A 23,246-nucleotide genomic window follows, 5' to 3' on the forward strand; every position below is an offset into this window, starting at 1 on the left:
CTTGAAGTTTCCTTTATATTTCTCTAGAAAAATAGCATTTTCCAAAGATAACAAAAATAACCTTTCTCGGGTTATCATCTTCATTGGCAGGCTTTCTGTAGCACTGGGAATCATTGTTTCCCTGATTACTGTAGCCACCGGATTCGGTTCCAAAAAAGCTATTAAAGAGAGACTCGCAGATTTTAGCGGACATATCACAGTAAGATCTACCCGATCCAATTCTTCTTATAATACCTCGGTTTTGGATAATCAAGGATTAAATATTGCTAAGATTAAAGAACTTCCGGATGTAGAAACCACTCAAAAATATGTAACCGTTACCGGGATAATGCGTAATGAGCATAATTTTGCCGGAATTATTTTTAAAGGAATCGGAAAGGATTTTGACAGCTTAAGGTTTAAGAAATTCCTTATTGCCGGAACTACTCCCAAGGTAACAGAAGTAGGCTTTAATAATGATGTGGCAGTTTCACAAAAAATAGCCAATGATCTTCACCTTAAAGTTAATGACAGTATTGTTACGGTATTTTTAAAAGCCGACCAAAAACCTCTTTACCGTAAGTTTAAAATTATCGGAATCTATAGAACAGACATTAAACTTATCGATGAACAGTTTGTGATTGGAGGAATAAACCATGCAAGAAAGATTCAGGATATGAAACCTGATGAAATTGGAGGCATTGATATTTTCCTGAAAAACGTTAATGATATTGACAAGGATTTCCCGGACATTGAAAAGCTAATCGGTTATAAAAACTATGCTGAAAAAGCTACGGAGAAATTCCCACAAATTACAGACTGGATCAGTATTTTCGATACCAATATCGCGCTTATCATCATCATTATGCTGATTGTAGTGGTTATCAATATTATTATGGTTCTACTTATCCTGATTATTGAAAGAACCAATTCCATCGGTTTGCTTAAGACCTTAGGAGCAAGTAATGCACAGATCAGAGCTACCTTTATCAATTATACTCTTATCATTATGATCCCGGGGCTTTTATATGGTAATGCTATTGGATTGGGATTAATTCTTATTCAGAAATTCTTTGGGGTTATTAAACTTAATCCGGAAAATTACTACGTAAGCACCGTTCCGGTAGATCTTAACCCTATTGCCATTGTTTCCATTTCATTAGGAATTTTGGCTATATCTGCTCTTGCCTTAATTATTCCGAGTTATCTGATTAGTAAGATTTCTCCGGTGAAGGCTATTAAGTACAATTAACCTTATTATTGGTTTTTAAAAATTAAGCTTTTAATCATTTGTTTTGAGCTGTAATCGCGCATGATCTCAATACGGATAATTTTAAAAGCATTATCTTTGCACCGCATATAAAACATTTATGAAATACGCAAAAAATATCCTTGAAACTATAGGAAACACACCATTGGTAAAACTTAACAATGTACTGGGTGAAGATTTTCCAGCATTAGTTTTAGCAAAAGTTGAGACATTCAACCCTGGAAATTCTGTAAAGGACAGAATGGCTCTTAAAATGATCGAAGATGCCGAAAAAGACGGCAGACTAAAACCTGGAGGAACTATCATTGAAGGAACTTCCGGAAATACAGGAATGGGATTAGCATTAGCTGCTATCATCAAAGGTTACAAATGTATCTTTGTTACCAACTCCAAGCAATCTAAAGAAAAGTGTGACATTCTTCGCGCTGTAGGTGCTGAAGTAATTGTTTGCCCTACTGATGTAAAACCTACGGATCCACGTTCATATTATTCAGTATCTAAAAGACTGGCTAAAGAGACAGAAAACGGATGGTATGTAAACCAATATGACAACTTATCTAACAGAACAGCTCACTATGAGTCTACAGCACCTGAGATCTGGGAACAGACAGAAGGGAAACTAACTCACTTTGTAGCAGGAGCTGGAACAGGAGGTACCGTTACAGGATGTGGAACATTCTTCAAGGAAAAAAATAAAGATATTAAAGTAATTGGTGTTGATACATACGGTTCTATTCTTAAAGAATTCCACGAAACCGGAGAATTACACTACGATCACGCTTATACTTATATCACTGAAGGAATAGGTGAAGACATCATTCCTGAAAACTATGATATGTCTGTTATTGATCACTTTGAGAAAGTAACAGATAAAGACGGAGCGATCTATGCAAGAAAACTGGCTAAAGAAGAAGGTATTTTCTGCGGATATTCTGCAGGAAGTGCTATTGCATCATTGATTCAGATGAAAGATCAGTTCACTAAAGATGATGTTATCGTAGTATTACTTCACGACCATGGTTCAAGATATGTAGGTAAAATCTACAATGACGAATGGATGAAAGAAATGGGCTGGCTGGAATAAGCGAGAATACAACATTATAAAATAAAAATCAGAGCAAAATGCTCTGATTTTTTTATGATTTAATATTATCTTTTAAAATGGTCTTGAGTAAAGAATAATCTCTTTCGCTCATTGATTTTCTGGGAAACATATAGCTGTATTTTCCTTCAAGGGAAATAAAATCATGATTGCTGTCAAAAAACTCAAAGTCTTTCCATTCACTGGTTTCTTTCTCTCCATCAATATTGACTGTAAAAAAATTCTGCTCAATTCTGATTTCATAGATCTTACATTTTTCCAATGTGTTCAGGTAATGATTAACCTGTTTTTTCCATCTTGAAACCTTATTAACACTTACGGATAAGTAAACTGCACAAAGCAATAAGATAAAGCTGAAAAAGTATAAAATTCCCTGGCTTTCTTTACTGAAACTATCCTTCAAAAGCAATGCAACCAGTAAAATGATAGCTGCAGCAATTGTTGTTATTGTTTTACCTTTAGTGGTAGGAGAAAAAAGCAGACTGCCCTGATTTCCGTTAAAATAAATATCTTCAAAAATCTTTCTCTCAGGTTTTAATGTAATCACTTTTTCCTCATTCATAATACATAGTTGCTTTAAAAAGCTACAAAACTAAGCTAAATATCTTCATATTGGTCACTGATTGCTGAAAGTTTGTTCATCAACTCTCTGTTTCTTCGTTTTAAAGCCTCCAGCTTTTTCAACATATTATGAATAACTTCCAAACCCGGAAGATTAATTTCGAGATCATAATGCCAATTGGCAAATTTTTCCAGATCCGGCAGGTCTTCATACATCAGATAATGAATATCATCTTCAACATGAATAGTCAGCAGGCCATAATCGACAAGCTCATCAAAAAAGGTGATTTCTATATTGTATATTCTTACGAGTTCTTCTCGTGATATTCTTTCACTCATAGCCTAGGAATTTTTAAGTTGTTCAAAAAGGTCTTTCTGCTTATCGGTAAGATTGGTAGGCATTTTCACTTCGTAGGTTACAAAAAGATCGCCATGCTCTCCTTCTTTCTTATAGACAGGAAAACCTTTTCCTTTCAGTCTTACAGTCATTCCGCTTTGGGTTTCCGGCTTTACTTTAAGGTTAACACTTCCATCAAGTGTATTTACCTTTACGTCTCCTCCTAAAACTGCGGTATACAAATCAATAGCAACCTTGGTTTTAAGATCATCCCCTACTCTTTCAAAATCAGGATCTACAGGAATATTGAACATGATATAGAGATCTCCGTTTGGACCGCCATTCACGCCCGGATTTCCATGGCCTTTTAATTTTATTTTCTGTCCATCATAAACTCCGGCAGGAATTGTAATTCTTACTTTTTTGCCATTGATCTCAAAAGTTTGCGGATGAGTTACTGCAGCATCTCTAAGATTCAGGGTTAATTCTGCCTGTACATCTTGTCCTTTGAACTTTCCTGAAGCTCTTCCTCTCGAGCTTTTGCCAAAGCCACCTGTTCCTGCTCCTCCAAACATATTTTGGAAGAAATCTGAAAAATCTTCGCCTTCACCAAAGTCTGCACCAGAGTAACCACCATTGTAGTTTTGCTGCTGATACTGTCTTTGCTGCTGCTGTTGAGCTTTTTCATATTCTTCACCATGTTTCCAGTTTTCTCCATACTTATCGTACTTTGTACGGTTTTCCGGATTACTGAGAACTTCATTGGCTTCGTTCAGCTCTTTGAATTTTCTTTCTGATTCTTTATCATCAGGATTAAGGTCCGGATGCAGTTTTCTGGCCAATTTCCGGTAAGCCTTTTTGATGTCATCCTGGGTTGCGCTTTTATCTACGCCTAAAATTTTATAGTAATCTATATAAGCCATAGAAACGATGTTTACTCAAATTTATGAATTTTAGGTCTGAAAATTGCATAACGAAGTGTTAAAAATAAACTTATCTTTGATAAAAACCACCACATGAAAGAGGTACTGAAAAACTACTCCGGAATTATATTTTTACTCCTGGGAATCACTATAGGAAGCATTATAGGAATTGTTGCTCCTGGTTTTGTAGAATACATTAAACCTTTGGGAGATATATTTCTGAATCTTCTTTTTGTAAGTGTTGTACCTCTGGTATTCTTTGCAGTATCCAATTCCATTGCATCTCTGGAACAGCAATCTAAATTTGGGAAGATCATTCTCATCATGGCGCTTACTTTTCTGTTTTTTATCCTGACAGCTGCTATTTTCACCATCTGTGCCGTGTATCTGTTTCCGGTTTCCGGGGTTTCCGGAAGTTCTGAGATGATTACAGAAGCGGCAAATGAGGACAGCTGGGGAAATAGAATTGTAAGCTTCTTTACTGTGGGAGAATTCACTGCTTTGTTTTCCAGACAGAATATGTTGGCCCTTCTTATTTTTGCTTTTATGACTGGTTTTGCAGCCCGAAAAACAGGAGATGCCGGACAGCCTTTCAGGGTTTTTATAGCCTCTGGATATGAAGTAATGAAGGAACTTCTTTTATTGGTGATGAAGCTGGCACCCATTGGTTTGGGAGCTTATTTTGCCTATCAGGTTTCTACATTAGGACCACAACTTTTTGGTTTTTATGCTAAACCATTAGGGTTGTACTATGTTGCCGGGATTATTTATTTCTTGGTCTTCTTTTCCATTTATGCATTTATGGCGAGTGGGCAGAAAGGAGTAAAAAACTTTTGGACCAATGCGATTTACCCTACTCTTACTGCGATAAGTACTTGCAGCAGCTTTGCAACTATGCCTGCCAATTTACAGGCTGCTTCTAAGATCGGAATACCCAATTCCATTGCCAATTTGGTGATTCCTATTGGGACTACGCTGCATAAAAACGGATCTTCCATGTCTTCAATTATAAAAATCTATGTGGCTTTTTTAATTATTGGAAAAGATTTCTTTGATCCTGCCAACTTGCTTTTAGCATTGGGAATTACAGTTTTTGTAAGTATTGTAGCTGGTGGAATTCCTAATGGTGGATATATTGGGGAAATGCTGATGATCTCGGTGTATAAATTACCTCAGGAAGCCATTCCGGCAGTGATGATTATCGGAACATTGGTAGATCCTTTGGCTACAGTTCTTAATTCTGTGGGAGATATTGTCGCTGCAATGTTTGTCAACCGGTTTGTCAAGGAGTGATGATGGGTATATCCTAAAACTTATTCACTGCGTTGTACAGGCTCCAGATTTTCATATTCATCAGGCGTAAAGAGTCTGTATTGTACTTTGAAAGTCTTTCCCAGAGGAGTTTCCAATGAGAAGCCTCCGGGTCCAAAGCCATCGGTAACATCCAGGGTAAAATGGGAGTATTTCCAGTATTCGAAAAGATCGCGATCTATCCAGAATTCATGTCCGTTGATGGTTCCGATCATGGCATCATTCATTCTTGGAAAAAAGCCTCCTTTTTCGAAGCATTGCGGCTGTGTACCTTCGCAGCAGCCTCCTGCCTGATAAAACATCAGTGCACCATATTTATCTTCAAGTTCATGGATGACTTCAAGGGCTTTTTCCGTGGCAGAAAGTCTTGCTATTTTTGTTTCCATTTTTTCTTATTTACTATTATTTTTCATAAAAAAGTCCGGCAAATATGATTTGCCGGACCTGCTCACTCATCATGTCTAAATTGAGCCTGTGATTCTGTCATTGAAGTCCCCTTCATCTTTTAGCAAATTTGGGTTTCCCCATTTTATTTTAATTATTGTCAATGATTTCTTTTTTTGCGTGAGGGATAGTAAGGGCGGCGAGGCACGAGCCGGTGCGCAATGTAATGAAGCACCGAAACGAAGTGAAGCCCTGCATAGCCCGACCGTTTGCCCTGGGAAAAGCCAAGGCAATCGGGCACGTCCTACATAATATTAAAAGAAACCTAACTTATTCTTGTTATAGGAGATCAGCATATTTTTGGTCTGGCGATAATGATCCAGCATCATTTTATGATTCTCCCTTCCGATTCCGGATTGTTTATATCCTCCAAAAGGAGCTCCTGCAGGATACGAATGGTATTGGTTTACCCAAACTCTTCCTGCTTCAATCTGACGTGGAATATTGTATAGCTGATGAGCATCTCTCGTCCATACTCCTGCTCCTAATCCGTAAATAGTATCGTTGGCAATTTTTACCGCTTCTTCTTCATCTTTAAAGGTAGTAAAGGCTAATACAGGCCCGAAGATCTCTTCCTGAAAAATTCTCATCCTGTTATTTCCTTTGAAAACCGTAGGCTGAATATAGAAACCGTCTTCCAGGTCTTCTCCAAGATGGTTAACATCACCTCCTACCAGCACTTCAGCGCCTTCATCTACTCCTAACTGGATATAGGAAAGTATTTTTTCTTTTTGAATTTTCGAAGCCTGCGCTCCCATCATCACGGTTTTATCCAGTGGATTTCCTACTTTGATAGCTTTTACTCTTTCAATCACTTTTTCGATAAAAGCATCTGCGATACCTTCCTGAACCAGCAGTCTTGAAGGGCATGTACAGATTTCCCCCTGATTAAGGGCAAAAAGAACCGCTCCTTCAATAGCTTTATCAAGAAATTCATCATCTGCATCCATTACTGAATTGAAGAAAACATTAGGTGATTTTCCACCTAGCTCCAATGTTACAGGAATAATATTTTCTGTAGCGTACTGCATTACCATACGTCCTGTAGCTGTGGATCCTGTGAAGGCTGCTTTGGACACTTTAGGGTTCGTTACCAAGGCTCTTCCTAATTCTGCTCCGAAACCGTTAACAATATTAACAACTCCTGCCGGTAACAGATCTCCTATGAGTTCCATCAGGATCATGATAGAAACGGGAGTGCTTTCTGCAGGTTTTAAAACTACGCAGTTTCCAGCAGCTAATGCCGGAGCCAGCTTCCAGGTTGCCATAAGGATCGGAAAGTTCCATGGAATGATCTGTGCGATAACTCCTAACGGTTCGTGAACGATTAAGGAAACAGTGTCTTTATCCAGTTCATTGTGAGATCCTTCTTCTGCGCGGATGACAGATGCAAAATATCTAAAATGATCTATAGCCAATGGCATATCTGCAGCTAATGTTTCTCTTACTGCTTTACCGTTATCAATGGTTTCTACTGTGGCAAGGTATTCCAGATTCTGTTCTATTCTGTCTGCAATTTTATTAAGAATGATACTTCTTTCTGTAGCTGATGTATGCTTCCAGGTCTGAAATGCTTTATCAGCTGCATCTACAGCAAGCTCTAAGTCTTCTTTGGATGAATGAGCCACTTGAGTAAAATTCTTACCGTCAACGGGTGAAACTACATCAAAATATTGTCCTTTAACGGGTGGAGTGAACTTTCCGTCAATATAATTATCATATCTGCTTTTGAACTCGGGACGCTGTAACAGCGTTGTTGATCTTGGTTCTGTAAGAGTGCTCATATCAGTATTTATTTTAATTTTTTAGATACTGCCAAATTACACGGATGCGTGAAAAACCTATAGCACAATCGTATAAAAAAGGTGCAAAATAGTACACAGCACAATTTTATTATTTTATTAACAGCAACGTTGGAGCAAATTTTCTATATTTGATTTATCGGCTATCTCAAAATATTTAGAAATGAACAACAATAGTAAGATTTTATTAAATACTCCTGAATTACGCAAGGAAAACCAGCTATTAAGTCTTGTTGAAAATCAGACAAAGTTCAATCTAAACAATTGTGAATTCAGTATCTACGAAACACATAAGGCAGCTTTCGGAGTGAAGCTTCATTTTGAAAATATTGCATTTACAGCCATGTTAAGGGGTAAAAAACACATGAAGCTAGATAACAAGACCAGTTATTTTGATTATTTTCCGGGAGAAAGCATTCTGGTAGCCCCCGGTGAAACCATGGTTATTGATTTTCCTGAGGCAGATGAAACTCCTACGCAATGCATTTCTTTAAGTTTAAACCCTGATTTTATAGAGAATTCTCTTAATCATTTAAATTACCATCTTCCAAAGGTAGATGAAGCCTCCCAATGGAATATTCAGCTGGATGAGTATTTTCTTTTTAACAATCAGGCGCTGGCTTCTGCCACCAACAATATTATGAGAATAGCCATGGATGATAATTCTCAAAAGGATATTATGGCTGATTTCGCTTTGAAAGAACTCCTTATACGACTTATGCAGACACAGGCCAGAAGTATGGTGGAAAGAAATATTGTGAAAAATAAATCGAGAATTGGATTTGTTGTTGATTATATTAAAAGGAATCTGCATCAGAAACTATCTATTGAGAGTATTGCTAAGCTTGCCTATGTGAGCAAATCGAACTTCTTTAAGATGTTCAAAGATGAATTGGGCACTTCTCCGAATGATTTTATATTACAGGAAAGAATCAGTAAGGCTAAAGAGTTACTGGCTACCCAAAACAGTATTAAAGAAACAGCTTACCAGACCGGATTTTCGGATACTAATTATTTTACCAGGGTTTTTAAACAACTGGAAGGAGTAACACCGAAGAGTTATCAGAACAGGATGATTATTCGAGAGTAGTGATAGATATGAGGTTCGTGTTCCGGAACCGCTTAGTTACTTTTAAGTGAATTTCAAGTAAAATAAAGAAGAGCCCCATTTTCATGGAGCTCTTCTTATATATATTAAAAATGTTATTTCTTAATACTTATCATTCTGTTGAATGTTTGGGTTAGCCTGAACAGCATTGATAGGAATTGGCCATTGCCATAAATAACTATCTGCAGCTAAAGTCTGGGTAAGCGCTTTTGATCCGCTACCATCAGCAATATCTCCTTTACCTGATCTTTGAACAGAAAGACCTAGTCTTTTTAAGGTATACCATCTGTCATTTTCAAAAGCAAGCTCTAATCTTCTTTCTTTCAGGATAGCATCTAGAAGAGCCGTTCCAGCTTCTGTTCCAGGAGTAAATGCAGTATATCTTTCTTTTCTCAGCTGGTTTAGTAAAGTAAGAGCTGTTCCCTCATTACCTGATCTGTAAGATGCTTCTGCTACGTTCAGTAATACTTCAGCAGTTCTCAGATATTTAACTGGAACAATGTTCACTGGTCCACCGTTACCTGCATATTTTGTAATGTGATTGTACATTTTTTTGTTGTACAAAGCTGTAGTAAAATAAGTAGTTTTTCTTACGTCATTAGCAGCAAAAGAGTTGAAGAAAGCATAATCTGCAACAAATTCTGATCTGTATTGACCGTCGATTAACTGGTTATAAGCAACCCCTACTGTATTACGCTCAGGTGCTGCGTTTGAGATCTGGAATAAAACTCCGTCAGCAATTTTAGCCAATCCTTCGTTTTCTTTCCAGATACTGTTAAAGTTAGCCAATGTTGTAACACTTGGTGAAAGACCTAATGCTAGCTGACCATATTTTACAGTATTAGCATAGTCTCCCTTGTAAAGGTACACTCTTGATAATAATCCGTATACAGCAGCTTTACTGAATCTTCCTTTATCAGCGTCATTCTGAGTAATTTTATCAGCAGCAAATAACAAGTCATTAATTACTTTTGTATATGACTCATCTACTGATAAACTTCTGGATGAATTATTATTCAAAGGCTTAAAAGATTCAGAATAATAAATACCGTATTGGTTCTTTGCTGATGATTTCTGTGTAGGGATTACAGAGTAAGCTCTTAAGATATCGAAATGAGCTGCTGCTCTGATTGCTCTAGCTTCAGCTTCTATATTATCTTTTTGAGTACCAGTTACTACTCCGTTATTTAAATAAGAAAGAACAAAGTTAGCTCTGCTTACTACCGCATATGCAGCACTGAACAAACCTGTTGTCTGTGAATTATCTGAAGAGAATTCAAAGTTTGAAGCTGCAGCATTAGAGTTTCTTCCTCCATCTGAAATAATAAGGTTATCTGTAGTAAGGTCACCCATAATAAGCTGGTTACCTGTATCACTTGTGTAATAACCTACTCCTTTAAATGCAGTATAAGCTCCATCTAAAGCCTGTCTGAATGACTCAGGTCTGGTCATAGCTTGTTCTTCAGCTTCATTCACAGATGAAATCTGATCCAAATTTCTTTCACAAGACGTTAACGATACAACAACAGTCAACGCAGCTAAACTTATTTTTATTATATTCTTTTTCATAAAGCTATTCAATATTAAAATTCTAATTGCATTCCTACCATGATCGTTCTTACAGCAGGATAAGTATAAAGGTTATATGATCCAGGAACGAATAATGATGTAGATTCAGCAGATCCTACAGAAATTTCAGGTTCTCCATGGAAGCTTGTTACTGTAAATAAGTTCTGTCCCATTACATACATTCTCAGTTTATTAATTGGAGAATCATCTCCAAGAATTTTTTTATCAAATGTATATCCTAATGTAAGGGCTCTTAATCTTAAGTAGTCTGATTTCTCAATCCACTGATCAGAATCACGCAAACCGTTAGAGTCTACTCTTTGTAATACATCTGTATCACCTGGCTTTCTCCACATATTAGCAGCTGACTGCGCCATGTTTCTTCCTGCTTTAGCCTGAGTTGGATCATTAGCCAGTAAATACATGTTGTTATATGTATAACCTCCTAACTTGAATGTAAAGTCTGCACTGAAGTCGAATCCTTTATATTGAAGTGTAGTTCCGAAACCTCCGAAGCTTTTTGGGAAAGGAGTTTTATCTGTAATTGGAACTGCATTGGAAGCACTGTATGTTTCTGTAATTTTTCCGTCTTTATCGTAATATTGAGCGTTTCCGTTTGCTGAGTTTACTCCTGCAAATCTAACGTTATAGAATGCGTACGGAGATTCACCTACTTTAAGATAAGTATATCCAAGGTTTCTTTCAGTTTGTCCGTCTGCAAGTTTATCAAGAGTTGATTTCTGGAAAGAGATGTTAGCACGTACAGTCCATTGGAAATCTTTCTTTCTCATAACGTCTACGCTTAATTCAGCTTCAAGACCTTTCTGAGTCATATCACCAGCATTGATATATTGGTAATATGAACCTTCCTGCTTATCTAATGGCACTAACTGAACGAAATCTTTTCTCTTGTTTTGGTAAACTTCTACGGAACCACGAATTCTTCTCTTCCACATTGTAAAGTCAACCCCTGCGTTAGTTACCGCATTAGATTCCCATTTCAGATTCTGGTTACCAACGATGTAAACTTTTTCAGTACTGTTATAAGTTCCAGGGAATAAAGCTGCGTTATTTCCGTATAAATCGAAACCAACATTAGCTACATTGTAATAGTCAGATAATGAACCATCATTTCCGGTTGTACCGTAAGAAGCTCTCAATTTCAAGTCGTTGATGAAACCACCTTTCATGAAGTCTTCTTTGGCAATGTTCCAAGCAGCACTTGCTGACCAGAAGATCCCGCTCTTGTTATTAGCTCCAAATCTTGAAGAAGCATCTCTTCTTAATGACCCTGTTGCTAAATATTTACCTTCATAGTCATAGTTTACCATACCCGCTAAACTGAAAAGGGTATTTCTAATTTTAGTTCCAGTAAATGTATTTCTGTCAGAAGGAGTCGTGATAGATGGAACACTAAGCGTAGTAGATTTTAATCCATAAGCACTTGCATTCGCTGTTTCGGTGAAGTTATCGTTATATTCGATAAATCCTAAGAAATCAAAATTATGTTTTCCGAATGATTTCTTATAATTTAATGAGTTGTTCCATGTATAGTTAAATCCATAGAATGTATTTTTAGCCAATGAACCTGTAGGGATCTTGTTGGTAGTTAAATCCAGGTTAGATCCTTTTTTCATCCATGTAGTCCCCATGTACCAGTCATAAAGTCCGTTGAAATTCGTTTTGAATTTCAATCCATCCATGATCTTATATTCTCCGAATAAAGTTACTGGGATTCTTAATCTCTGGTCTTCTGCTCTGTTATTACGGATTTGCTCTACAGTGTTTGAACCCGCTCTCATTTTTTGATTGTAGCTTCCGTCTGGGTTATAAATCGGCTCGTAAGGAGCATATTTATACATTGCCGCGAATGGGTTCTGTGTATTGTTTCTGTCTCTGAAGTTTTCTGTAACCTGATACTGAACTCCAAGGTTAACTCCAACGTTTAACTTTTCGCTAAGTTTATTGGTAAATCCGAAGTTACCTGTATATCTCTTAAGTCCGTCTATATCTCTAAGAATACCATTATCAGAATCATATCCTAATGAATAATAGAATGTACTTTCTCTAGATCCTCCTTGTGCACTGAACAAATAAGACTGAATGCTTGAAGGTCTCAACAAGTCTTTTTGCCAGTTGTGATCATAAACAGCAAGTGCATTAATTTCATCCTGAGATCTTGGTGCTACACCTAAGTAACCTAACTCATTCTGGTAGTTCATTAACTCTCTGGAATTCATCATCGTGAAATTCTTGTCTTTCAGTTTTTCACTGAAACCAAATTTACTTTCAAATGAATAGTTAGTTTTTCCAACTTTTCCAGCTTTAGTAGTTACTACAACTACTCCATTTGCTCCTCTCGCACCATACTGAGCCGTAGCCGCAGCATCTTTAAGAACGGAAATTGATTCTACGTCTGCAGGGTTGATTGCACTGAACTGTCTAGCAGTCATATACATACCATTCACTACATAAGTAGGTTCAGAAGATCCACCAACACCGGCAACCCCTCTTACCATAATGGTAGCAGCAGAACCTGGCTGTCCCGTAGCACTTTGTACATATACCCCTGAAGCTTTACCTTGTAAAGAGTTTCCGATAGATGTTGTAGGAGAAGTTCTTCTGATAGCATCTCCACTTACAACGGCCTGAGCCTGGGTAATTTCATCTGCTTTTTTCTTCTGATATCCAGTAACGATTACCTCATCGATCTTATTCTCCTTCAGAATAGAATCATTCTTAGATTTTTGCGCATAGGCAGCTTGTCCTAAAAAAAACAAAGCTCCAGCACTTAATACATGTAACTTCACATTCATATTAACAGATTTTAATATATTCAAGGGGACAAATATGTTAATAAATATTAACACCGTCAATTTATTAAAACCTTAAAACAGTCCTACAGAAAAGGAGTATCCGCACTTAACTCTAAAAAATAATAAAAAAAAACTTCAATTATATTTGAATTTTTAAAGAATATCAAAGCATTTTAAATATTAATGAAATTTTAACCAAAAGTGAAATAAAAATTAATGTACATCAATTTAAAACAACAAGTGAAAAAAATTAACAACAAATAATCATATTAACGAAAAAAATAAAACAAATCCATTCTGTTTTTCAACCAAAACCAGCAAAATGATGAATACTTTTTAGCAAAAAACCATAGAAAACAACCTGATAAAAATCAGGAAGACTGCCTTTTTAGGCAGTCTCCATGAAAATAAAATTAAAAATCTGTTAATATATGATATCTAATATTCAGTTTAAACCAGCATAGTTTTAAGAATGTTTTGTGACTTTATTTTTGTCATTAATATTATATTTTTCATTAAATAAATTATATTGTTTCATCTCTAAGACTAACATTATTTACTTCATAGTTACATTCATATATAATACTTCTTCATCCTTCAGTAATTACAATATATACCTTCATAAAAAGGCAATCTGAAATTAAAAACGAAAAGGCCACCTTATTGAGAAGGCAGCCTTTTCTAAAAATATATTAAAATTTGCTTTTATATCTTAATAACCAGGATACTGAGATAATAGTGTATTAGTATTAAGTTCAGCCTGAGGTAATGGAAAAGATTTAAACTGAACTTTAGACGTGGTAAGTTCTACCTGAGTCTGAGAATTTTTAAAACCTAAACCATTTCTTTTTAGATCACTATATCTAAATCCTTCCAAGAACATCTCAATATCTTTCTGCATTAAAATTTCTTTTAATAAATCTATTCCTGTTCCTGCGTAAGCATAGTCGGCATCTCTATAAGTTTTCACCCAGGTATTCAATTTAGCTAAAGCAACTGTAGGATTAGTATAATAAAGAGCCTCCAACTGATTAAAAACAGCTTCAGTCTTTCTTAGTACAACAATATCTCTATCTGCTGCAGTATATTTCATAACATCTATTGGCTTAGGATTATCTCCTAAAGTCAATACATATCCTGTATCTCTGTACCAGGTTCCCCTTCTAACATCTTTGGCTCCCATTTTACTAAAAAAGGTCTGGGTAGCAAAGTTTTGCTTATACCTCCCTGTAGATGACCATGTAGCTGTAATACCATCATTAGCTCCTGGTAAATCAAGCGCATTATAGTCTATCTGAAAAATGGTTTCTCCATTACTCTCTCCGGTTACAGAAAAGAAGTCTGTAACCCCTGAAGCAGACAACAAACTATAAGCTGGATTATCAAGAACTTTCTGTGCATAGGTATTAGCCTGTGCATAATTTTTAGTTGCAAGATAATACCTTGAAAACAACATATCTACTGCCGCAGTAGTAAGTCTCCTATTCCCATTTGTCACACCCGTACCAATTTTGGTACTTGCATTAGTTAAATCGGCAAATATCTGATCATATACCTGTTTTACACTAGATCTTGGAAGATTGACGGCCGGTTTAAATTCTAACGGTAAAGGAATTCCAACCTCAGGATTTGAACCATTAAAGTTATCACTAAATAACGATACTAGTGTAGAATAAGCCATTGCTCTCACTGCATAAGCCTGACCAAACTGATTCACAGGTGATCCTGGTGTATTGGGGTCATCAGGAATCTTACCTTCATAACTAAGTACAAAGTTAGCATTAGCAATAATTTTATATAGGGTAGCCCATAAAGTTCCCAAATCTCCACTGTTTTGCGTATAGAAAGTTAGGTTAGGATCTCTCGTTGTTGAAAACCTGTTTGAATTCACTATAGCAACAAAACCGTTATCTCCCAATAATTCTTGTAAAGTCGGGATCATAGCACCATAAGAGTTAATCGATCCGTCATTGTTTGTCTGATATAAATTATACAATCCGTTCACTGCAGTATTCAATACCTTCTCATTCGTAATTGCTTGATCCAAAGGAAGAGTAATTGGTGGTAACTCTTCCGAGAATTCACTTTTACAAGAGCTTACCACAACTCCAGTTAATATTATTAATAAAACTTTTATTTTTTTCATTTTTTTAAACTTTAAACAATTAGAAATCAACCTGAATACCGAAAATAAACTGTCTCATATTAGGCTGTGTCATATCAAAAACCCCCAGATTTGACACCGTGTAATCAAAAGCATTCGAGTTCGCTTCAGGGTCGAAACGTAATTTTTTATCAAATGCATAGGTATATAAATTAACTCCTCTTACGTAAGCATAAATCCCTTTAACACTAGGAATATTAAGCGTTGAACCTTTAAATGTATATCCTAATTCAATATTTCTTAACCTGATATTATCTCCTTTGTATAAATATCTGGTGGAACTTGAATTGGAAGACCTATTCCCATTATACACTTGTTTTGGCCTTGAAGCAGTAGGATTGGAAGGGCTCCAGGAATCATATAAAGATTCCCATGTTGTATTCACAGTTGGATAAGCTCCATCCGATTCATACACAAATCCCCATCTATCCCATACAGAATAATCTCCCTGATAAGTAATCATAAATGACAATTTTGCCCCTTTATAAGTAAATTCATTGATTAAACTGGCAACATGCGTAGGCAAAGCTTTCTGTCCTGTAAATGACAGCTTTGCTTTATTCACATCATTAGTTGTAGCTGTTCTTGATTCATCAGTATACCAAAGCGGATCTCCATTTGAAGGATCTACCCCTGCCCATAATCTTGTATAAAATTCAGTCGGGTTATGTCCAGGGAAAAATGCCTTTACCCCAGGAATAACAGTTGGCGTAGGATCTCCTTTTATATAAGTAACCTTGGAATCATTATAAGAGTAATTGGCTTTAATATCCCAACTAAATGATTCTGTACTTTTTCTATACCCTAATAAAGCTTCAAATCCGTTAGATTTAACTTCTGCCTGGTTTCTGATAACCGTGCTAAATCCCGTAGAAGGAGAAATCGGCACATCATATACCTGATCAGGATTAATATTAGAATACACATCAAAACTACCATAAATACCTCCCATTGCTCCTAATGAGAAATCTAACCCAATATTTCTCTTTTTAGACTTCTCCCAAACCAGCCCGTCCGGTGCTCCTGGAGTTAGGATATACCCTGCATTGGTCTGCAGATAATTACCCACCAAAGTATACTGCGGATATTTAGCATATGGAGATGCAGCTTGATTACCATTTTCTCCATAACTCGCTCTAAGCTTCAATGAATTTACATAGGTTGGTAAGAAATTCATCTTTCCTAAATCGAAACTCACACCAACTCCAAAGAAATTCCCTCCTTTTGTATACCCTGAATAAGTATCTCTTCTCGCAGATCCTGTAATGGTAGCAAATTTATTATAGGTATAGGAAGCTCTTGCAATATAACCTACAAGTGTCCATGCATCAGTTCTTCCAGTTGCTCCTGTAGCGTTAGCCGCCGCATCAGCATACCTGATTCTTGTACCAGCCGGAAAACCTCTTTTTGAAAGCGTATTATATTCCAGCGTCCTTCTTGTGGATTCCATCCCTACCGATGCAGAAATATCATGTACTCCAGCAAATGTTTTGTTAAAGTTTACAAAGTTATACCAGTTCCAAGTGAAGAAATTTCTAATACTCTTGAAGTAATATCCATTACCATTTGCATTGGATGGCTCATATCCGTCTCCATAGTCAGGATTCCAGTAAATAAATTCATTACCTGCGGTATTATCAATTCCAAAGTTGGAATTAAAAGTCAGATAAGGTAATATTTTATAGTCAACATTTAATGAAGTAAGTACTTTATCAAAAGTTCCTTTTGTAAGGTTTGTTCCTGTTAACGCCAATGGATTAAACTGAGGATTCAAATACACAAGGTTCAGGTTATAATTCCCATCACTCAAATAAGGATTTTGAGTTGGTGAAAGAAGAGTTCCTGAGAAAACCGGATTTGCATAAGATGAAGCATCTGATGGTCCAGCCTGTATTGTTCTTGACAGGTTAGTTGAAAAAGTAATATTTAACCTATCAGTAGCTTTCCAATTAGCTTTCAATGTTCCTGTATATCGATCAAAAACTGCATCATATGATAACCCTTCCTGTTTCAAATATCCTAATGATGCGTATAAAGTAAAATCTTTAAAGCCTCCTGAATAACTTAAGTTATACCTGTTAGTGATTGGAGAGTTTCTTCTGGTCAACCTTCTCCAATCGGTATCCGTTTTACCATCCCATTTCAACACCTTAGTTCGGCCGTAGTCCGTAGCCTCCTGAACATCTTTAAAACCATCTTTAGGATCAGTAACAGGATATCTATTATAAAGAGCCTGTCCTAAATAAGTCACATGCTCCTGAGCATTTAACATATCTAATTTATCAAAAGCAATATTGGATGTACCTATTTCACTGATAAACTGCAGGCTGGATTTCCCTTTCTTACCTGATTTTGTAGTAATTATAATTACTCCATTTGCTCCTCTGGAACCATAAATTGCTGTTGCCACACCATCTTTTAGAACCTGCACATCTTCAATATCCGCAGGGTTGATTAATGATAATGCATTTTGAGTAGTTAAAGCCCCAGAAATATCACCAGACTGAACTGGCACTCCATCAACAATATATAACGGATCATTACCTGATGTCAATGAAGAAATTCCTCGAATCAAAGTTATCGTTGATGCTCCAGGCTGTCCGGAGCTTGCGCTTGACATTAAACCAGCCACAGTTCCCTGTAGAATATTATCAATAGAAACTGCAGAAGGTTTTTCGAGAATATTCCCTGATACTTTAACTAGAGATCCGGCAGATTGTTCAGGAGTCATTTTAATCCCGTAAGAACCAGTAATAACAACTTCATCAATCTTATTCTCTTTAGGAATGGTATCTTTCCCAGCTTTTTGCGCAAAAGCAGCCTGTCCTAAAAAAAACAGCGCTCCAGCACTTAATACACGTAATTTAACATTCATTATTTAACATATTTTAATATTCAGAAACAAATATGTTAATAAGAAACAAGGATTCAAATAATAAAATTCTACAAAAAAAACAAATTAAAGTTAATATTATTCATTAAAAATGAATTTTCATTAAAAAATATAAATCAATAAAACCAAATAAATGAAAATAATAACATTCAATTTAACTTTAACATAATATTAACAACAGTTAAATTTTTAAGATTCATTCATTAAAACATCAAAATAAATGAAAAATATTAATCATAAATTAAAATATGATGAAAAATATTAAATATCACAAATAAATGATATATATAACAAACAGTCAATTGTATTGAAAATTAAAAAATAAAAACACTTAAAACATACATAACAATAAAGCATCTTGTGAAAAAGATGCTTTATTGTTAATTTTAAATCCATGTTATTTTTGATAAAAATAATATCTTGATCCAACTAAAACAGGACTTTCAGTTTCTATGGAAACAAGACCAAATCCCTTATAATCCGGGTTCACAGATTGGCTCAATTGCTTTCTGTGAAGCTTTTCATAGGTTTCAAAATCAATAGCCTTTCTATGATTCAGATTTTCGAATAAATTCCACTTCTCTACCACTGTTTTCCAAGTAACAGATACCTTACCGGCAAACACTTTTGATTTAGAACCACTACCATATCCAAGGAATCCTATTTCTTTTCCTGAAAGGTCTTCATTTTCGTTAAAAGAAGTTTGCAGTCCGGAAAGGAATGCCATAAAAATAGAAGCAGTATACATATTCCCTATTTCTGAAGAAGCTCTTTGAGTCTTTTCAATAGCGGTACTGATCAGTTTTAGATAATTTTCAGATTTAGCAACAGCTTTCTGCTCATCCAAAGTTTCATAAGAAATTCCATTCTCCAGGCTGTAGATTTCTGTAAAGACTCTTTTACCATGGAAGGCATATGGAAGATGGAAAATAATGTATTTCCAGTTTTCGTAAGGTTTTTCTTTACCTGTATTCTCTTTATAATGCTGATAAGCCTCTCTGATTCTATCCTGATAACACTGATTGGAATACTGTCCATCAAAAACCGGCTCATCTGTGAAAATCTCAATTTTATCAGGATACACTTCAGGAGCTCCTTTCAGTTCTTCTTTTTTATATTGTCTTCTTGGTTTGAAGAAATCAAAAACACTTTCTGTAGCAACTCCCCAGTTATTTTCAATTTCAAGAAGATCTGGTTTTGCAGAGATCAAAAGGGCAACTGCTCCACCACCTTGTGTATATTCTCCAGAGGATGCTAATTCATATTTTGCATAATCACTGGCAATCACTATTGCTTTTTTTTCAGGATTTACTCTTACAAAATCTAAGGCATTATGTAAGGCATCTACTCCGCCTACACAAGCAAAAGTCATATCTACAACATCACAGTTTTTAAATACTCTTTCTCCAAATTCTCCTTCTAATACCTTTTCAACCATCTGCATTGCATAAGAAGCCGTTGGTTTTGCCGCATCTACAGCACTTTCTGTACCCAGATAAATTCTTGAAATTTCTTTAGGATTGACCTGGTAATCCTGAATGAGTCTTAATAATGCTTCTGCCGCAAAGGTTGCAGCGTCTTCATGCACATCAGGCAATCCCATTTTATGAAGTCCTAGCCCCTTCTCCAATTTTGCCGGTTCTATCCCTCTTTTTTCCGCTAAATCTTTAATTTCCAAATATAAAGAAGGCACATAATAGCTTGCCGCTTCAATTCCAAAACTCATAATTTTTTAAATTTTAAACGAATTTATGAAAGATAACGCAAAAAACAGCAGTAAAAACAGCTGATTTTTGTAATATTATTAAAAATAAATAAGAACCAAATAGATATTACTAAAGTCCCTTTCTACACTTTAAATCCTGGATATAGAACTTGTAAACCCTCCGAATTATTCATCTATAAAAAGAAAGCCGGCAACTTTGCCGGCTTTATATCTTACTTATAATTTTCAATGGTTTTGTTGATAACATCAATCTGTTTATTAATGCTGGCTGCATTCTGTGGATTCTGTTTCAGTAATTCCATTTTCTTACTTAACCCATCCTTCAGCATTTGTACCACCATCATTTTAGCTTGTGGATTATCTCCTATCTGATTTTTGGCATATCCTAAAATCTTAGTTACACTTTCAGTAGCTTTTAAGTTATCGGATGACATAATCCAATTATATCCTTCTTCCGCAGACTTCCCTAATTCTGGATTCTGGAATTTGATAAACGGATAAAACGCTGCTAATGGAGCAATTTTTGGCATTTGAGAAACCACTTTATTTTTTACAACAATGGGAAGCAGCTGCGCCTGCAACTCATCTGAAGCGCCATCCATGTCTATTTTATCAGCTAATGAATTAGCTTTTGACGGATCGATAGCTAAAATCCCCCCCAATGAGCTTCTTTTTACTGCATTGGAAACAGCGCTCATTCCTTTTTCAAAAAGTGGAAGGTATTTTTTATCTTTTGTTTTAGCTAAAGCAGTAATTGCAGCAGCCTGTGTTAATGTTTTAGGATCATTAGAAGCCAGTTTTTCAACATCAGCTCCTAATGCTTTCATTTGTTCAGCGTTGCTAAGATCTACTAATTCCAAAGCCTGAATTCTTACTCTAAAGAACGGATCTTTCAATGCTGCTGCCAATAATTTTGTTACAGCAGGACTTTTTCCTACCTGATCTTTTATTCCTGTTAAAGCATTATATTTATTTTTAAATTCTTTAGAATTTGTAAACTGTAAAAGATTCTGTTCCGGAGTTTTTGTATCAGTAATATCTGCCAATAAAACACCATCTGCATTGATATTCACTAAATCCGGTGTTTTGGAAACATCAAAGTTGAATGTATTCTTCGCATCAGCTTTTACCCAAACATTGTATCTCTTTGGTTTTCCATTATCATACACATCAATTGCCAAAGGAAATTCAAACACCTGATCCTGGGTCTGATTAATCGTAACAGCCACCTGTTTTTTTACAGGTTCAAATGTAAATGAATAGTTGACCTTCGGGTTTCCGCTTCCAAAATACCATTGATTAAAGAACCAGTTCAGATCTTTTCCGGAAACTTTTTCAAAAGAAAGTCTCAACTGATGTGCTTCTGCATTCTGATATTCATTTGTCTTCAGGTAGTCGTTCATCCCAGCAAAGAAAGCATCATCTCCTAAATAGTTTCTCAACATATTCAGAATTCCGCCTCCTTTCTGATAGGTTACCAGATCAAATACATCTTCTCGGGATGCATAATTGAATCTTACCAGGTTTTTATTAAAATCAGATGGATTATGGATATACCTGTTCACATCAGTCATCAGATGATAATCAGCCTGATCTTTTCCATATTTATGTTCGTTCCAAAGGTATTCAGAATAATTAGCAAAAGATTCATTCACTGTAAGATTACTCCAGCTTTCTGCGGTTACCAAATCTCCAAACCAATGGTGGAATAGCTCGTGAGCAATGGTGTCTTCCCATGTATTTTCATCGATAAGCTGTCCCGGTTTTTGAAGAATATCACTTCCGTGAAGGGTTGCTGTTGTATTTTCCATGGCACCACTCACATAGTTTCTTCCGGAAATCTGCGCGTATTTTGCCCACGGATAATCGTAATTCATTCTTTTAGAGAAGAACTCGATCATTTCTGGTGTATTTCCATAGATCTGTTTAGCATAAGGTTCGTATTCTTTCTCGATATAGTAATCAACAGGAATGTTTTTCCATTTGTCTTTTACAATAGCATACTCTCCTACTCCCATGAAGAAAAGGTAAGTAGAATGTCTTTTATCCATTACCCAGTGATCGGTTCTAAGTCCATTGGATTCTTTTTGAGAGTCTTTCAGGATACCATTCGAAAGGGTAACATATTTATCAGGAACCGTCATAAAGATTTCCTGAGTTGTTTTTTGATTCGGTTTATCGATAGTTGGAAACCATGCAGAAGAAGCTTCCGTTTCTCCTTGTGTCCAAATTTGTGTTGGAAGTTCTGGATCTGTTCCCTGAGCATTAATGAAATAAAGACCTTTGGCATCATTAATGGCCATACTTCCCTGTTGTTTTACTTCGTTCGGACGGGATGTATATTTGATATAGACTGTATAATCCTGATTCTTCTGATAGGTTTTATCCAGTGTAATTTTCAGGACATCATCTTTATATTCGTATTTTAAAGGAGACTTTTTACCATTGTTATCAAGAGCTACTTCATGAATCAACATTGCTTTGGCATCCAGAATCAGCTCATTAGTAGGATAGAAATAGGGTGAGGCTGTCAACCATTCTTCCCCATTCATCTGTTCTTTCTGATAATCGAAGTTTACCTTCAGTTTTGTATGTTTCAGTTCTGTTACCTTGGTATGGGTAGCTCTGTACACTTTTTCTCTTCCTGAAGTTTCAGTTTGTGCTGATACATTGGCGGAAAACAAAATTCCTAATATCGCAATCGATAAAATGGCCTTTCTCATCTGTCTACTTTATAATTTTAGAGTTATTTTTTTATTATGATATCGAAAATATCATTGACTAATGTTTCGTAGTCACCGGTTTTCAACTGCTCTTTTGTTTTAGCAAAAGCTTTTTTCAATTCACTTTCCGGATTTTCATCGTCAACAATTTCTGCAGAAGCAACCCCTTTTAACTGAAGAACAATATTTTTCAGTATTTCAGGGTCGGCATTCTCTTCAATATTTATCTTTAAATACTTCATAATTTTTGTGATTAGATTTATAATTATCCCTTTTGTTAAAGGACTAGAGTCAAGTTCTCTCAAATTTAAAACTTATTTTAGAAAGAATGGGTCTGTAAGTGACTTTTTATTTGAGAAGGAATGAAGGACTGAAAGATGGAGGATATTATTGAACGAAATATAATTTTCAGCTTTTATCAAATCATTCTTTCTTATGTGTTGAGGGAATAAAAAAAGCCATAGACTCTTTATCTCAATCCTGAAGTACATTCGCAGATCTTCATTCTGTATTAAGAT

At 35.8% G+C, this 23,246-nt stretch carries 16 protein-coding genes; 4 read left to right on the forward strand and 12 right to left on the reverse strand.

Features of this window, described 5'->3' with window-relative positions:
* Position 1 precedes the first annotated feature (1 nt).
* On the forward strand, positions 2 to 1,231 hold the full coding sequence (locus BLS98_RS14895; RefSeq protein WP_089737280.1) for an ABC transporter permease: 1,230 nt from the start codon (positions 2 to 4) through the stop codon (positions 1,229 to 1,231).
* 118 nt (positions 1,232 to 1,349) lie between these two features.
* Positions 1,350 to 2,333, forward strand: a complete 984-nt coding sequence (locus BLS98_RS14900) for a PLP-dependent cysteine synthase family protein (RefSeq protein ID WP_089737281.1) — start codon at positions 1,350 to 1,352, stop codon at positions 2,331 to 2,333.
* A 52-nt stretch (positions 2,334 to 2,385) separates the two neighbouring features.
* Here the strand turns inward: BLS98_RS14900 and BLS98_RS14905 are convergent, their stop codons facing one another.
* The 3 genes from BLS98_RS14905 to BLS98_RS14915 are packed head-to-tail and all read right to left on the reverse strand — an operon-like array spanning position 2,386 to position 4,172.
* Complete coding sequence (locus BLS98_RS14905; protein WP_089737282.1) at positions 2,386 to 2,913, reverse strand: hypothetical protein; 528 nt, start codon at positions 2,911 to 2,913, stop codon at positions 2,386 to 2,388.
* A gap of 35 nt (positions 2,914 to 2,948) precedes the next feature.
* On the reverse strand, positions 2,949 to 3,251 hold the full coding sequence (locus tag BLS98_RS14910) for a chaperone modulator CbpM (RefSeq protein ID WP_089737283.1): 303 nt from the start codon (positions 3,249 to 3,251) through the stop codon (positions 2,949 to 2,951).
* A gap of 3 nt (positions 3,252 to 3,254) precedes the next feature.
* Positions 3,255 to 4,172 carry a DnaJ C-terminal domain-containing protein gene (locus BLS98_RS14915; protein ID WP_089737284.1) on the reverse strand — a complete coding sequence of 306 codons (918 nt, stop codon included), beginning with the start codon at positions 4,170 to 4,172 and terminating at the stop codon, positions 3,255 to 3,257.
* A 93-nt stretch (positions 4,173 to 4,265) separates the two neighbouring features.
* Between BLS98_RS14915 and BLS98_RS14920 the strand changes: the two genes are divergently transcribed.
* Positions 4,266 to 5,465: a dicarboxylate/amino acid:cation symporter gene (locus BLS98_RS14920; RefSeq protein ID WP_089737285.1), complete on the forward strand. Its 1,200-nt coding sequence runs from the start codon at positions 4,266 to 4,268 to the stop codon at positions 5,463 to 5,465.
* A gap of 20 nt (positions 5,466 to 5,485) precedes the next feature.
* On the opposite strand, the gene BLS98_RS14925 is transcribed toward BLS98_RS14920, so the two are convergent.
* Both BLS98_RS14925 and BLS98_RS14930 read right to left on the reverse strand, forming a co-directional pair.
* Complete coding sequence (locus tag BLS98_RS14925) at positions 5,486 to 5,869, reverse strand: DUF779 domain-containing protein (RefSeq protein ID WP_089737286.1); 384 nt, start codon at positions 5,867 to 5,869, stop codon at positions 5,486 to 5,488.
* 312 nt (positions 5,870 to 6,181) lie between these two features.
* On the reverse strand, positions 6,182 to 7,711 hold the full coding sequence (locus BLS98_RS14930) for an aldehyde dehydrogenase family protein (RefSeq protein WP_089737287.1): 1,530 nt from the start codon (positions 7,709 to 7,711) through the stop codon (positions 6,182 to 6,184).
* A gap of 181 nt (positions 7,712 to 7,892) precedes the next feature.
* On the opposite strand from BLS98_RS14930, the gene BLS98_RS14935 reads away from it, so the two are divergent.
* Positions 7,893 to 8,819, forward strand: coding sequence for an AraC family transcriptional regulator (locus BLS98_RS14935; protein WP_089737288.1), 927 nt, complete (start codon positions 7,893 to 7,895; stop codon positions 8,817 to 8,819).
* A gap of 120 nt (positions 8,820 to 8,939) precedes the next feature.
* On the opposite strand, the gene BLS98_RS14940 is transcribed toward BLS98_RS14935, so the two are convergent.
* From BLS98_RS14940 to BLS98_RS14970, 7 genes are all read right to left on the reverse strand, one after another.
* Positions 8,940 to 10,406, reverse strand: a complete 1,467-nt coding sequence (locus BLS98_RS14940; RefSeq protein ID WP_089737289.1) for a RagB/SusD family nutrient uptake outer membrane protein — start codon at positions 10,404 to 10,406, stop codon at positions 8,940 to 8,942.
* Positions 10,407 to 10,420: 14 nt separating this feature from the next.
* Positions 10,421 to 13,222: a SusC/RagA family TonB-linked outer membrane protein gene (locus BLS98_RS14945; protein WP_089737290.1), complete on the reverse strand. Its 2,802-nt coding sequence runs from the start codon at positions 13,220 to 13,222 to the stop codon at positions 10,421 to 10,423.
* Between the two features lie 712 nt (positions 13,223 to 13,934).
* The gene (locus BLS98_RS14950) at positions 13,935 to 15,368 is read right to left on the reverse strand and encodes a RagB/SusD family nutrient uptake outer membrane protein (protein ID WP_139166132.1); all 1,434 of its coding nucleotides are present in this window, start codon (positions 15,366 to 15,368) and stop codon (positions 13,935 to 13,937) included.
* A 19-nt stretch (positions 15,369 to 15,387) separates the two neighbouring features.
* Entirely contained in the window at positions 15,388 to 18,261 is a 2,874-nt protein-coding gene (locus BLS98_RS14955) for a SusC/RagA family TonB-linked outer membrane protein (protein ID WP_089737292.1), read from the reverse strand.
* Positions 18,262 to 18,676: 415 nt separating this feature from the next.
* Positions 18,677 to 20,005, reverse strand: coding sequence for a hydroxymethylglutaryl-CoA synthase family protein (locus BLS98_RS14960; RefSeq protein WP_089737293.1), 1,329 nt, complete (start codon positions 20,003 to 20,005; stop codon positions 18,677 to 18,679).
* A 212-nt stretch (positions 20,006 to 20,217) separates the two neighbouring features.
* Positions 20,218 to 22,728, reverse strand: coding sequence for a M1 family metallopeptidase (locus BLS98_RS14965; protein WP_089737294.1), 2,511 nt, complete (start codon positions 22,726 to 22,728; stop codon positions 20,218 to 20,220).
* A 23-nt stretch (positions 22,729 to 22,751) separates the two neighbouring features.
* On the reverse strand, positions 22,752 to 22,970 hold the full coding sequence (locus tag BLS98_RS14970) for a hypothetical protein (RefSeq protein ID WP_089737295.1): 219 nt from the start codon (positions 22,968 to 22,970) through the stop codon (positions 22,752 to 22,754).
* Positions 22,971 to 23,246: the final 276 nt, after the last annotated feature.

The sequence above is a fragment of the Chryseobacterium jejuense genome (genome assembly GCF_900100075.1).
GTDB classification, from domain to species: Bacteria; Bacteroidota; Bacteroidia; order Flavobacteriales; family Weeksellaceae; genus Chryseobacterium; species Chryseobacterium jejuense.

Bases quoted from the DNA above. Each gene is read 5' to 3' on its own strand.
- BLS98_RS14900 (WP_089737281.1), top strand. From the start codon at position 1,350: ATGAAATACGCAAAAAATATCCTTGAAACTATAGGAAACACACCATTG.
- BLS98_RS14905 (WP_089737282.1), bottom strand. From the start codon at position 2,913: ATGAATGAGGAAAAAGTGATTACATTAAAACCTGAGAGAAAGATTTTT.
- BLS98_RS14910 (WP_089737283.1), bottom strand. From the start codon at position 3,251: ATGAGTGAAAGAATATCACGAGAAGAACTCGTAAGAATATACAATATA.
- BLS98_RS14915 (WP_089737284.1), bottom strand. From the start codon at position 4,172: ATGGCTTATATAGATTACTATAAAATTTTAGGCGTAGATAAAAGCGCA.
- BLS98_RS14920 (WP_089737285.1), top strand. From the start codon at position 4,266: ATGAAAGAGGTACTGAAAAACTACTCCGGAATTATATTTTTACTCCTG.
- BLS98_RS14925 (WP_089737286.1), bottom strand. From the start codon at position 5,869: ATGGAAACAAAAATAGCAAGACTTTCTGCCACGGAAAAAGCCCTTGAA.
- BLS98_RS14930 (WP_089737287.1), bottom strand. From the start codon at position 7,711: ATGAGCACTCTTACAGAACCAAGATCAACAACGCTGTTACAGCGTCCC.
- BLS98_RS14935 (WP_089737288.1), top strand. From the start codon at position 7,893: ATGAACAACAATAGTAAGATTTTATTAAATACTCCTGAATTACGCAAG.
- BLS98_RS14940 (WP_089737289.1), bottom strand. From the start codon at position 10,406: ATGAAAAAGAATATAATAAAAATAAGTTTAGCTGCGTTGACTGTTGTT.
- BLS98_RS14945 (WP_089737290.1), bottom strand. From the start codon at position 13,222: ATGAATGTGAAGTTACATGTATTAAGTGCTGGAGCTTTGTTTTTTTTA.
- BLS98_RS14950 (WP_139166132.1), bottom strand. From the start codon at position 15,368: ATGAAAAAAATAAAAGTTTTATTAATAATATTAACTGGAGTTGTGGTA.
- BLS98_RS14955 (WP_089737292.1), bottom strand. From the start codon at position 18,261: ATGAATGTTAAATTACGTGTATTAAGTGCTGGAGCGCTGTTTTTTTTA.
- BLS98_RS14960 (WP_089737293.1), bottom strand. From the start codon at position 20,005: ATGAGTTTTGGAATTGAAGCGGCAAGCTATTATGTGCCTTCTTTATAT.
- BLS98_RS14965 (WP_089737294.1), bottom strand. From the start codon at position 22,728: ATGAGAAAGGCCATTTTATCGATTGCGATATTAGGAATTTTGTTTTCC.
- BLS98_RS14970 (WP_089737295.1), bottom strand. From the start codon at position 22,970: ATGAAGTATTTAAAGATAAATATTGAAGAGAATGCCGACCCTGAAATA.